Raw genomic sequence first — 12,930 nt, 5'->3', positions numbered from 1 at the left:
ATACGGCATTGAATTCGTTCAAGTAGGTCGTTTTTATCCATCTTCTAAAACATGTTCATGTTGTGGCACGATCAAGAAAGACTTAAAACTTTCGGATAGAGTATATAAATGTGAATGTGGTTTAGAAATAGATAGGGATTTAAATGCAGCTATAAACTTAGTTAATTATGGAAAATTGATAGTATAGTCACAGACAAGACAGCTATTAATATGTAGGATTCGTTGTATCCGAATTAACGCTTGTGGAGTGTTATAGCAACCGAAAGTAGCTTAGGCAAAATCGAACACGGAGAAGCAAGAATGAAACAAGATTTATAGATTTTTATAAATTTTTGGCAACGGGTACACTATGAAAACACGTTATGATTTACCATGCAATATTGCACAAACTTTAAACATTATCGGTGATCGTTGGACATTGCTCATTTTACATGAGCTATTGATTGGTCAAACAAACTTTAATGACATTAAGTTAAATTTGCCAGGCCTTTCTGCAAATTTATTGTCCGCTCGTTTAAAATCTTTAGAAGAGGCAGGTCTTGTCGCTTCTACACTCTATTCAGCCCACCCACCACGCTACGCCTATTCTTTAACGGAATCAGGAAAGGCATTGGAATCCGTTTTTAACGCGATGATTTTATGGGGCAGTGAGCATTTGGATCCTTGCTATAAAGAAATTGTTGATGCCCAATCAGGTGAGCGAGTAGAAATTGGGTACTATTCCAAAACAACGGGCGAACGCATTGACACTATTCAAATACGTGCTATTCAAAACGGAGCTAACCAATGATTCATTGGACTAGCTCTTTTTCTACGCTTTACAGAGACCTAAGCACTTTGCCCACCCCAAATTTTCGCAACCCAACGTTCAAAATAACGAATCGATTTATCGAGTAGTAAGCCGAGTACACCAATCACAATAATCGCTGCCATTACTAAATCAAGACTAAGTGAATTTCGTGCATCCACTATTAAAAAACCTAGCCCGGATTGCGCTCCTATCATTTCCCCAGCAACTAAAAAAATCCACGCACTACCTAATGCCATATGCAGACCATTTGCAATCATAGGAAATGCCGCCGGAAATACAATTTTTCGCAATAAATTAAAATGGGACATTTCGAAATTGGCTGCAATCCGTAAGTAAGTTGCATCGACTTTTTTCACTGCTGCCACCGTGGATAATAGCACGGGGAAAAATGCAGCAATAAAAATAATAACGATGGCGGGCATATTACCAATGCCGAACCATAGCACGATAAAAGGTGACCAAGCAATAGGTGAAACAGGGCGTAGTACTTGCACAATCGGATCTAGCACAGCCCAAATTCTCCCCAACCTTCCGACAACTAAGCCGATAATAACAGCCACCACAACAGCTAATAAATAGCCACTAAAAAAACGCAACAAACTAATTTGGATATGTTCGAATATCGACCCATCTTTGATGGTCACTAGAAGTGCATTCAAAACAGCCAATGGTGGAGGAAATAATGCGGCATCATGCCCCCCCATAATCGAGACGAGCTGCCAAACTGCTATCAATAATATAAATCCAAGTAAAATAGGTCCTATTTTTTTCATACGTATGCACCTACTATTCTTCCAATAATGTCGTATCAACAAATTCCTCATAGCTTGGTGGGTTTTCGGATAACCCCATCTCAATTAATGAATCTCTTAAAATGGCATACGCATCCGCTTCAATTTTCAAGTTATGATACGAAATCCAATTTAACGATAAATCTAAAACATCCTTGTCAACTTTAATATATTTTGCCACTACCTCATGTGCATGGTCTCCTCCCTCATTCATCTGCTCTCCAGCCTCGGCATAATCCTTGACGAATTGTTGGGCAATATCTTTATTTTCTTCGATAAATGCTTGGCGAAGTACTAATCCGCAATCGATTGAATTTGGCCATAATTCCTCCGATTGAAATAATACCTTGCCTTTTTCAAGCGCCACAGAAATCGCACCAAATGGCTCTGCTACTACATATCCTGCTATACGACCTTCTGCAAGCGCAGCTGGCATTTCTGCAGGCGGTAGTTCTACCACATTGACATCCTCATACTTTAATCCCGCTTGCTGTAACATGCGGTACAACAAAATATTATGTGTAGAGTATTTATTAGGAATTGCAAAACTTTGTCCTTTTAAATCCTCGACTTTTTTGATTGTTGGTGCTGTCACGATAACATTGCCATCTCGATGCCCTAAAGCGACTGCCTTTAAGTCAATCCCCTGTTCCTTCGCCTTCATTGCTAACTGAATCAGCACTGATGCGCCTTCAATTTTACCGGTATTTAAAGCATCCATTAGCTCTGGCCATGACCCAAATTTAACGAGCTCGATGGCATATCCTTTGTAGGTTTTATCTGTTTGCATATATAGCGGTGCTGCATGGGTAATTGGTAAATAGCCAATTTTCACAACTTTTTTATTGCTCTCTGTTTGCGCTGCTGTACTTTTGTCATCCGTCCCACATGCCGCAAGCGTCAGCAATAGCATGAACACGAATAACAATATGCCTAATTTCTTCTTCATCTTTTATCCTCCATTTTAAATGTTATATTCAATCGTATTTTGCGGGTGGGTAAACTGGAATTCATTGAAAATAATCTCACGGAAATACTGGAATTCTGAATCTGAACGATCTCGTGGTTTAGCACTTCGAATATACAGCTCACGATGAATGCGACCAGGATTTGGACTCATAATAAAAATGCGATCCGCCAAGTAAATGGCTTCGTCTATATCGTGGGTTACCAGTAAGATAGTTGTCTGCTCTTTTTTTTGGATGGCAAGAAGCTCGTCCTGTAAGTAATAGCGTGTAAAAGTATCGAGTGCAGCAAATGGTTCATCCATTAAAATAACCTCTGGGCGAATTGCGAGTGCACGTGCTATCGCAACCCGCTGTTGCATACCCCCTGATAATTCACTCGGTAATGCCGTTAGTCGATTTTCTAAGCCAACAAGCTTCAAATAATACTGTGCCCGTTGCTGTCGTTCAACTTTAGATAACGCTTCTCCTTCTAATGCGAGTTCCACATTTTTTTGTACCGAGCGCCAAGGGAGTAACCCGTAATTTTGCATAAGCATCATACAGCGTTTGCTCGCCTTTGTTACAACCTGACTTTCTAGCAATACTTGTCCCGCAGTTGGCTGTTCAAATCCACCTACTAAATTCAATAACGTACTTTTGCCACAGCCACTTTTTCCTAAGATGGCTATAACCTCTCCCTTTTGTATATCCAATGAAATTTGATGGAGCACTGTTTGCTCAGCAAATGCTTTACTTACCTGTTGAATAGAAATTAACGGCGCTGTCATAATGCTATTGTCACCCCATTTTAATCTTTATAATTTTACTAGGTTTAATATGTTTTAAGTTATTTTATTATACTCAGTTTAAAATTTCAACCTAATTTCAAGAAAAATATTTGAATTCCGACAATTTGCCACCTCACTCTACCAGCTCAATAAAAAACGAGGCTAAACAAAAGAAAAAAGGGGCTGGGACAAAAGAGAAAAAGTGTTAGATTGAACCTAATCAATCTAACACTTTTTTGCTATGCCGTTGTTGTCCGCTACAGCGGTGCTTTCCGCGGGCACACCGTAAGCCGCAACCCTCGCTAACGCGCGGTCTGTTGCGTCTTACATTGTGTGCTGTTCCCGCTGGAGTCACCGCCTTCGCTACCAACAACTAGTAAACATTTCAAATTTTTTAAATTGCAAAAGCAAGAATAGCTAAGGTCTCCATATAGCAAAAAATTATGAACACCTTTCGTCTGTTTCTTAAATTTTTCTGGTTATGTCTTAGCCTCGTCATCATCATCCTAGCTTCGATTCTATAACAAAAGGGAAACCTCTTTTAAAATATGTATTGAATCATGTCATGGATATTGCAATAAGGATTCTCGCGACTGTCTGTATTGCGAAATGACATCATTTTTGAACAATTTTGAATTGCTACCTCATGTCGAAGTGCAATTGGAGCAATAATTGACTCGTCCGCCTTATGACGGAAATAATGTGTTACTCCAAGATGCTCTTCCATTTTGTTATTTAAAACCGCACGAGGGTATTTTTCTGAAACATCCACTACTTCGAAATGCAACAATAACCATAATTCAAATGCTTCATTCGTATAAGCAATATGAATATCTTTTTCTTCACAGAATACATTGACTTCCTCTAACTGTTTCTCTGTTAAATCATCCTTATCAAAAACAACCCATACTTCATCAAAATATTGGTAGCTTGAATCACGAAAAGCATGTTGTGCTAACTTAATGGCAGAGCGCTTAACGTTTTTTATCTTTACACTCACCATTTTAGAGCGTTTTAAAATACGTAATTGCTCAAAATAAATACGCTCCGTTTCTCCCTCACAATAAATTAAAATCGTTTTACGGACCGTTCGATTCCCCTGCTGGCGTACTCTCACTGCTCAGATACCTCCACTTCACGTAGATATTGAGATGATAAGTATTCATTAATAACTGGTGTTGCTCCAAACTCACCCTTTAAATAGCGCTTCGCATATGAAATATCCGCTCGTTTTTTCTGCAAATCAGCAAAATCAAATAAGGAGTATAATTCAGATTCATTTTTAAAGCTTTTATTGACAAACCAGATTTGGTCAGTACGTAATGGTTCATCAAGTAAATTAATTTCATGGCTTGTTACAACAAATTGATTATTAGTATTGCGCTCACTGTTCATAATGGTCATTAAAAATTCACAAATGGATACATGAAAAGCCGTGTCAAATTCATCTATAAAAATCGTCTTCCCTTTATTGTATGCATCTACTATGACACATGCTAAATGCAGCAATCTAATAGTGCCTTTAGAATCCATCGTCCAATTGATTGACGCTGTGCCTATCGGTGCTCCAGCTTCATTAAACGATAAATAATGCAAATCGATATCAACTTCATGAATTATATCTTGTGTATCGCTATCATAGCCTATTGTATTTTTTTCTCTGCGTTCAACACGGCGTGCTGTCACATCTTGAATAGAAAAGTCAGCAATTTTCAATATTTTCATGACCTCTCTCTTAAAATCGTCCTCTTCCAGTTTGCGAATAAGCGGGTGGCTGGCTAAATGTTGTGCCTCATCTAAAAACAAAATTTTATGTAAAAACCAATCGAAAATTTTTTTAGCATCTGCGTTATTAAAGACATTTAACACTGATAAAAACGCAGTATTATTCCGTGTATAGTTTGTCAGTTCAACTGCTGTACTTTGTGCAGTTTCATACACGTATTCTGTACCGTCCCATCGTCTAACAAAAAGCTCCTCACTTATCGCTTTCGTAGTTTTTGTAAGTCGCTCATAAAGAACTTGCTCGGCGTTATATTGCACCTCATAATCATAAAGTGAGCCTTCTAGAAATAACGAAATCACGAATTCTGTCGGCTTATCATGTTGCCCCCCAAGCTTAAATGGCTGGTAAGGTAATCGCAGTTGCTTGACATTATTCAGATTTTCAAAGTTAAACAACAATGAGCGTAAAATTTTTAGCGTAGCAAATAAATTGGATTTGCCACTGCCATTCGATCCAAATATAAAGGCACTTTTCACAAGTCTTAATGAATCCATCGTCATCGTGTGAGTATCCTTTAATTTTCGAATTCGGCTCCCAGCCACCATCGAAAATAATGTCTCGTCTTTGTAACTTAAGCAATTTTTCACTCTAAAATCTACTAGCATACTATAGCCCCCGTTCCCATTCCACCACATTCCTTTAAACAATAATTATACTATAGTCAGAATAAAAAGGCTGTTCCCAGTTTCAAGTTAACAGAACGATTGCTTAATTGCCGGACAATATTCAGAATTGTTTGGGTGACTGGCACTTAAACAAAAAGGCCTGTGCTCGATATTTCGAACACAGACCCAATATAGTTATAGGAAATACTTCAGTAATCCAAATTTAGATTTCAACAATTTTTTCATTTTGAAGAGCTTGTATTGTCAGTTCGATGCCTTCTGCAAATGAATGTTTGGGCTTCCAACCAATCGCTTTCGTCAGTTTTTCATTATTTAAAAATGAATGTTCTATATCTCCTTCTCTTGCAGGAGCATACTGTATCTCTAATGGGTGATTTAAATGTTGTAATAATAATATAACTTGATGGAGTGACCATGCTTCATTGGTAGAGACATTATAGATACCTTGCAGTCTAGCTTCTACTCCAGCATAAATAGCATCTGCTATATCATCAACATAGATGAAATCACGCGTCTGTTCTCCATCCCCATAAATAGTAAAGGGCTTACCTTCTAGACTACTTTTTAACATACTAGGGATAACCGCAGCTTCTCCCTGCATACGCTGTCTAGGTCCAAAGACATTGGCAAAACGGTAAATTAATGTTGGTAAACGATAATCACGTTGCCACTTTTCACAATACGTTTCCCCAATACTTTTATTTAAGCCATACATTGAAATAGGCTCACTCACATCTGTTTCCTCTAGCGGAGGATAATGACTATTACCATACACCGCCGCAGAAGAGGCAAAGACAAAATGTTTTACCTTGTATTTTGACGAAAAGAAGAGCATCTGGCTAAGCCCTACAATGTTCGTTAAAATATCTTTCATTGGCTCCTGTATCGAAAGTTGAACACTCGTTTGCGCTGCACAGTGAATGACCACATCGAATGCAACTTCCTTAAAGAAGTGCTCGCAAACTTCATCCTCAACATTTAATAAGTACGATTTATGCTCAAAATCAATGTTTCGTAGATGTCCCGTACTCAAATTATCAATTATATAAATATTGGCGCCTTCCTCAAAAAATCGTCTTGCCACAGCACTGCCAATAAAACCATAGCCACCTGTCACTAATACATTCATCCCATCGCCCCCAAAAACAATATGATGTTTTATATGCATTAATTGCTAAAAATATGCAAGTAACATATTACCGGATTATTTTAACAGACTATCAATAACAATACATATTCCTTCTACAGAGATTGTTTGTCCTAATAGACCAACTGCTAGACTCATTCTACTTTTTCATAAAATAAATGACAATAATGAAACGAACTACTATATGGAGTAGTAATCAATAACAATAATCAACACACCTGAAATAAAAAAATCCGCTCAGACTTTCAAGCATGCCATGAGCGCCAGACGGAAACGTTTAGCTCCGTTACTCATCACTTGCCTGTAAAAGTCGAGCGGATTTTAGTTAAGAGATTTAGGTTAAGCAGGGTTCACTTCAAGTTCAACTGAAATTTTAATATCCTTGCCTACAAGAACGCCACCAGTTTCTAAAGCAGCATTCCAAGTTAAACCGAAGTCTTCACGGTTAATTGTTGTTTCTGCCTCGAAGCCATAAACTTCCTGACCCCATGGATTTGTACCTTTACCGTTAAATTCAGTATCGAATGTTACTGATTTCGTTACATCCTTAATTGTTAAATCACCAGTTAACGCATACTCATCAGCAGATTTTTTTGTAATGCTTGTTGATTTAAACGTAATATTTGGATAGCTGTCTGTATCAAAGAAATCATCAGCTTTTAAGTGATTATCACGGTCTTCACTACGAGTGTTAATGCTTGCTGCATCAATTGTAATAGTAATGTTTGCTGTTGTTAAATCCGCAAGATCTGCTGCTTCGATATCAGCTGAATAACTATCGAATACGCCTTTTACTTTTGATACCATCATGTGTTTTACTTGAAAGTTAATTGCTGAGTGTCCTAAATCGATATTCCATTTTGCCATTTTAAATTCCTCCAATTGTTTGTTTATATCTCGAATTCGAGATATATGTTAAAATATGAAGTAACTACACTAATTATGTTACCCTAAAATAAATGAGCTAAACATATGTAGTTACTTCGAGTACTTCTTAGCTTATTTTACGTTACGAAAAGTAATCAATTACTTTATGTAACTTACTATATATTAATAATTAATTTACGTCAAGTAATTTATTTTCATCATTTTCGACGTCGTTCTTGTTTTCGAATTTGTCGAAGTAGCGAACTTCTTGTTGAAACAAGTTACCGTTTTACTAATTTCCCTTGCACAACAAATCGATGGTCATCACTCATGACAGAATCTTTACATGTAGACAGCGTCACAATTTTATCATCTGGTCCAATCGCTACATTCAAATCAATTTTAGAACGCTTTTGAACTTCCCCAATAAAATGAATAAAATCCTCATCTGATTTAAATTCGGTTTCAATATAATAAAAATCAATGGTTGTTTCATAAGCTGCAAATACTTCAACATCGTAACCTTCATATAAAGTATCGATATAAATCGTACGATGTGCATCCGCATAATCTTGTTTTAAGTAATTTTTCAAACTACCAAACATTGTCCCATCTTTCATGGCGTGACCATACAAAATCGTATTGCGACTAATATCGAGTGCATCATTACGATAGTCCATAAAGATGCTACCTGCACGACTTCCACGATTTTTAAAATTATGCGTTAGATAAAAATCATTATCCTCCGCTTGTAAAATGGGATTGTTGAGCTTTGTATCATCTATAGCAATCCAACCTACAATGCGCTCATTTACAGCTAATAAATCGTGAAATTGAGGTCTTATCATATATTTTGATTTTATTTCCTCAGTCTTTTTTGCTTCGTCATCAACTTCTTCTTGGTTAGTTGCCAATGTTTCGGCATATATCATTTGTACTTCCTTTAAAGACTTTGCAGACTCATAATAGGTGTAGAGATACTTTACAAGAGCAAAACCAGAATATAAAAATATTGCAACATATATAAATGTTAATAGTTTAGATGTCCATTTTTTCATCGTTTCACCAACTTAAATACCTATTGGTACCATATAAAGGCCAAGCTGCTCATCCTCATTGAAGATTGCTTCAACACCATATACTTCTTTTATGACTTCCTTTGTAATGACATCACGTGGAGCTCCCTCTGCCATAATATATCCATCCTTCATCAAAATAATATGATTACTATAGCGAATGGCTTGATTAATATCATGAAGCACCATAACAATCGTTAGACCATAATCCTTATTTAAAGCTTTTACCAGTTCCAATAGCTCCATTTGATAATAAATATCTAAGTACGTCGTCGGCTCATCCAAACACAATATTTCAGATTGCTGTGCTAATGCCATTGCAATCCATACGCGCTGTCTTTCCCCGCCCGATAAAGCCACTAAATCATTGTCCCGTTTTTCAAGTAAATTCGTACAAGACAAAGCCCAATCAATCGCTTTCTTATCATCCTCATCATTGCGTTTTAACATTGTATGATGTGGCAGACGCCCAAAACTCACTAACTTTTCAATCGTTAAATCTTTCGGTACATCATTTTGTTGATAAACAATCGCAAGCTTTTTAGCAAACTCTTTAGGTTTATAATGGACTAAGTCCTTATTTTCCAAGGAAATATTCCCTGATTTCGGCATATGATTGCGAGACATTACACTAAGTAAAGTCGACTTTCCACAGCCATTTGGACCAATAATCGTCGTAATTTTACCTTTTTGAATCTTCGTTGAGACACCATCTAAATGATTGTGTATATTATCATGGGAAACGATAATGTCTTGTATTTCCATATTTCTTCACTCTTTTCGTAATAGGAATATTAAGAATGGCCCACCGATAATTGCCATAATGGTTGAAGCAGGAATTTCAATTGGCGCTACCATCGTTCGACCAATTGTATCAGCCACTAAAATTAATAAGGCCCCTGCTAATGCGGTAAATGGCATAAGTACTCGATGGTCATGACCAACCAAACGTCGTGCAATATGTGGGACTAATAACCCAACAAATGAAATAACACCTGCTACAACAACTGACACGGCTGATAATAATACAGCAACAGCCGCAATTATTAAACGGGCACGTGCCACGTTAAAGCCTAGACTTTTTGCCGTTTTATCTTGTAAAACAAGTAGATTACACCAGCTATATAACGCAAATGCAGCAACTAAACCTATTGCTCCATATGTCGCAATGGTCGACACATCTTTCCATGTGCGCATCGTTAAATTTGATCCAACTACACTAGTAGCAGATGTATTTAGTGAACCCCCAAGGCTTAAAAATGCTTCTGTCAGACCAGTAAACATCGCATTAATAGCAATCCCTACTAATATCAATTTTAATGGACTTAAACCCGATTTCCATGACAAGGCAAACACTAGTACACATGCAAATGCCCCACCTATAAACGCTAATACTGGTGTCATAAAAAATAACGCTGGGAAAAATGAGATAATAAATAATTGAACAAAAGCTGCCCCTGAAGAAATGCCAATAACACCCGCGTCCGCTAGCGGATTACGCATAACTGATTGCAGTAGTACCCCCGAAACTGAAAGCGCAGCTCCAGCAAATAAAGCGACAATAATACGAGGGAAGCGTAAATCTCGAATCGCCTCCATCTGGCTATTCCCTTCTTCAAACAATGCCCCTATAAATTCAAAAAAGCCCATTTTAATACTACCTGTCGTTGCTGAATAAATCATCGAAACAAGCAACAACGCTATTACAATTGAAAAGCTTATTATTTTTTTCGTCATATCGGACTTCCTTTATTCCGCTAGTATTTGTGTAATCTATTGTACGATGAAAGATATGTAAGCTGTTATCATAAAACGATAAGGCTACTAGAAATATAAGAAAAGCGCCCTACGGCAAGATTCTTGCAATACGAGCGACAATTTCAACATACATATTAACGATAGAAAATTTCCATTAGCTGTCCTAACGCTTGCGGTACTTGTAAGGAAGCTGTAGTGCCAAATAATTCTTCTTCTAAATCATACACTTTGCCATTTTTCACTGCTTCAAAATGCTTCCAAATATCATTTGTTTTAAATTCTTCATCAAACATTTTAACTACTTCATCAGGCATACCGTGTGAAAGGCGTAAAATAATATCAGGATTGCTATTATGCAAGTACTCTGTATTGGACGCTAAGTACTCTGCCTCTTGCCCTTCCATGACATTTATTCCACCAGCCCGTTTAACTAGGTCACCTGCATAAGAATTTTCAGTAGCCACTAAGTAACTCCCTGGAATACCAAGTAAAATTAAAACACGAGGTCCTTCCTTATTAGCAGCGACCGTTTGGACGGCATCAATATTTTTTTGTAGCCCCGACACTAATTGTTCAGCTTGAGTAGTACGATCATAACGCTCACCTAGCGTTTTAATTTCCGCCATCATTGCATCCACACTTTGGAAATTTAAAAAATGTACAGGTATTTTCAGTTGCTCGAATTTATCTTGTAAATCATATTCTAATGTTGACACTGATAATACGTCCGTAGGGTTCAATGATTTAACAATTTCCATATCAGGCTCCATTGCATTGCCAATAGTAGGCAGACCTTTAAAGCGTTCTGCTAATTTTTTTTCAGTCGTCGGTACAGCAATTGCATCCAACTCTAGCTTATCTAAAATTTCAGCTATTACAACTGTGCCAGCAATAATACGATTTTCACTTTTGGCAGTTGTGTCCGTTGATACTTCAACCTTTTCAGTGGAGTCTTCATTTGCTTGACCGCTTCCACCGCTACAACCAGCGATTAAAAATACGGTCATCAGTACTAGTAATGCCAACCAGTTCTTTTTTATGTTGCACATATCTTCATCTCCTACTTATCTCAGTCTTTTTTTAATTTTCTTAAACGACGAACGACTAACCAGCCTGATAAAATACAAATAAGCACAAGCAATACAATTTTTACTTTATCTAGCTGTGCGAGTTGCTGATTTACTGTCATTTTGTTATTTGCCTGTTCAGTTTTTGCTTTCTGTTCCTCTTGTATTTCAGCAGGTTCTTCAACTGCTTCCTCCGCATTTGCATCAAGTGTTCGATCAAAAGCTAACTGTTCTTCCGCCCTCGCTGTGTCCGTAGGCTGTGCTGGAGGAAGTGATAGCGAGTTGGGCTTAGTTGTAGGTTCAACTGCATTTTTCTTTAAAGGTTTCTCTATTTTTTCAGTAGCGATAGCAGGAGACTTCTCCAACACTTTTTGCTTAGGAGGTACTGTTTCTATAGGCTTCCCGACAATTTGAGCCACTTGTTGTTCATCAAATTGTAAATCCACAAAATATTGATGATGATATGCTATCTCTGGAATATCTACTTGTACCCACATCCGAAGTGGGCGATGGAAATCAACTACTGCAAATTCAACAATTCGCACATTGTCATTTATAGAGACAAGTGTTGGTGCTACTTGCTCACCTTGTTGTTCAACGGTTAGACTCGTTACCCAAGATGATTTTAAAATCGTCATCTGAGCAAAATAGCTGCCGTTTTTTTCTATTATTTTAGCCACTGGATTGACATACGTATTCATAATCGATGGTTCTTTTTTTCCATCGACATACAATATGTAGTCGATTGACCATTCTTTTTCAGGGGCACTTTCTGCGATTTCAGTATTCTGTTCAATCTCTTCACTTGGCACTTTCACTCTAATCTGAAACTCTTGTGCAAACGGACGACTTTCCTTTTCTAATTCAGAAGCTACTAACCCCTTAATTCGAATTGGTTCTTGTAAGTCTTTCACATCAAACTGAACTAAATTTTCAGTCCACGTTAAAATAGTAGAAAACGATTTTTCAGGCTGTTCAATATGTATCTCTTGTAAAGTATATGGATGGTTGATTGTCAAAGACAATGTATATTGACCATTTTTCGTATCGAGTGTCGCTTCTTCATTAAAAAATCGGTTTTGTTCTATTCCATCGTGGGTTGAAAAACTTAGTTCAACTTGATAGCTTCCATTTCCTAGTGAACTATCTTCTTCAGCTTGTACATACAGCCATTTAAAATGAGGGGCAAAAAAGAAATACATTGCACTTAGTGCTAGTAATAAGATGACTTTTCTTTTGCTTGTTTTCATGAAAATTCCCCCTATT

General features: G+C 37.3%; 14 protein-coding genes. 2 read left to right on the top strand and 12 right to left on the bottom strand.

Features of this window, described 5'->3' with window-relative positions; translation table 11 throughout:
• Both C9J37_RS12530 and C9J37_RS12525 read left to right on the top strand, forming a co-directional pair.
• Positions 1 to 187 (top strand): zinc ribbon domain-containing protein (locus C9J37_RS12530; RefSeq protein ID WP_153063491.1); only part of this gene is annotated, 187 nt, incomplete at its 5' end.
• A 162-nt stretch (positions 188 to 349) separates the two neighbouring features.
• A complete protein-coding gene (locus C9J37_RS12525; protein WP_025218694.1) occupies positions 350 to 790 on the top strand; it encodes a winged helix-turn-helix transcriptional regulator in 441 nt (146 codons plus the stop codon).
• A 38-nt stretch (positions 791 to 828) separates the two neighbouring features.
• Here C9J37_RS12525 and C9J37_RS12520 read toward each other — a convergent pair whose 3' ends face one another.
• The 12 genes from C9J37_RS12520 to C9J37_RS12465 all read right to left on the bottom strand — a co-directional run bounded on the left by C9J37_RS12520 (position 829) and on the right by C9J37_RS12465 (position 12,914).
• Complete coding sequence (locus C9J37_RS12520; RefSeq protein WP_107895610.1) at positions 829 to 1,584, bottom strand: ABC transporter permease; 756 nt, start codon at positions 1,582 to 1,584, stop codon at positions 829 to 831.
• Between the two features lie 13 nt (positions 1,585 to 1,597).
• Positions 1,598 to 2,551, bottom strand: coding sequence for an ABC transporter substrate-binding protein (locus C9J37_RS12515; RefSeq protein WP_107895609.1), 954 nt, complete (start codon positions 2,549 to 2,551; stop codon positions 1,598 to 1,600).
• Positions 2,552 to 2,566: 15 nt separating this feature from the next.
• Positions 2,567 to 3,337, bottom strand: coding sequence for an ABC transporter ATP-binding protein (locus C9J37_RS12510; protein WP_107895608.1), 771 nt, complete (start codon positions 3,335 to 3,337; stop codon positions 2,567 to 2,569).
• 541 nt (positions 3,338 to 3,878) lie between these two features.
• Positions 3,879 to 4,454 carry an RloB family protein gene (locus C9J37_RS12505; protein ID WP_107895607.1) on the bottom strand — a complete coding sequence of 192 codons (576 nt, stop codon included), beginning with the start codon at positions 4,452 to 4,454 and terminating at the stop codon, positions 3,879 to 3,881.
• The gene (locus C9J37_RS12500; RefSeq protein WP_107895606.1) at positions 4,451 to 5,728 is read right to left on the bottom strand and encodes an AAA family ATPase; all 1,278 of its coding nucleotides are present in this window, start codon (positions 5,726 to 5,728) and stop codon (positions 4,451 to 4,453) included. Before C9J37_RS12500 ends, C9J37_RS12505 begins: the two co-directional genes overlap by 4 nt.
• A 223-nt stretch (positions 5,729 to 5,951) precedes the next feature.
• Entirely contained in the window at positions 5,952 to 6,878 is a 927-nt protein-coding gene (locus C9J37_RS12495; RefSeq protein WP_107895605.1) for an NAD-dependent epimerase/dehydratase family protein, read from the bottom strand.
• A 357-nt stretch (positions 6,879 to 7,235) separates the two neighbouring features.
• Positions 7,236 to 7,763 carry a YceI family protein gene (locus tag C9J37_RS12490; protein WP_107895604.1) on the bottom strand — a complete coding sequence of 176 codons (528 nt, stop codon included), beginning with the start codon at positions 7,761 to 7,763 and terminating at the stop codon, positions 7,236 to 7,238.
• Between the two features lie 281 nt (positions 7,764 to 8,044).
• A complete protein-coding gene (gene srtB / locus C9J37_RS12485) occupies positions 8,045 to 8,821 on the bottom strand; it encodes a class B sortase (RefSeq protein ID WP_107895603.1) in 777 nt (258 codons plus the stop codon).
• A gap of 12 nt (positions 8,822 to 8,833) precedes the next feature.
• Positions 8,834 to 9,604, bottom strand: coding sequence for an ABC transporter ATP-binding protein (locus C9J37_RS12480; RefSeq protein ID WP_107895602.1), 771 nt, complete (start codon positions 9,602 to 9,604; stop codon positions 8,834 to 8,836).
• 6 nt (positions 9,605 to 9,610) lie between these two features.
• Positions 9,611 to 10,576, bottom strand: coding sequence for a FecCD family ABC transporter permease (locus C9J37_RS12475; RefSeq protein WP_107895601.1), 966 nt, complete (start codon positions 10,574 to 10,576; stop codon positions 9,611 to 9,613).
• 155 nt (positions 10,577 to 10,731) lie between these two features.
• Positions 10,732 to 11,646, bottom strand: a complete 915-nt coding sequence (gene isdE, locus C9J37_RS12470; protein WP_107895600.1) for a heme ABC transporter substrate-binding protein IsdE — start codon at positions 11,644 to 11,646, stop codon at positions 10,732 to 10,734.
• Between the two features lie 20 nt (positions 11,647 to 11,666).
• The gene (locus tag C9J37_RS12465; RefSeq protein WP_167397306.1) at positions 11,667 to 12,914 is read right to left on the bottom strand and encodes an NEAT domain-containing protein; all 1,248 of its coding nucleotides are present in this window, start codon (positions 12,912 to 12,914) and stop codon (positions 11,667 to 11,669) included.
• Positions 12,915 to 12,930 lie beyond the last annotated feature (16 nt).

Source organism: Lysinibacillus mangiferihumi, from assembly GCF_003049665.1.
Taxonomy (GTDB): Bacteria; Bacillota; Bacilli; order Bacillales_A; family Planococcaceae; genus Lysinibacillus; species Lysinibacillus mangiferihumi.
Note: the sequence above shows the minus strand (reverse complement) of the source record. Positions and strands in the feature narration are given on the sequence as shown.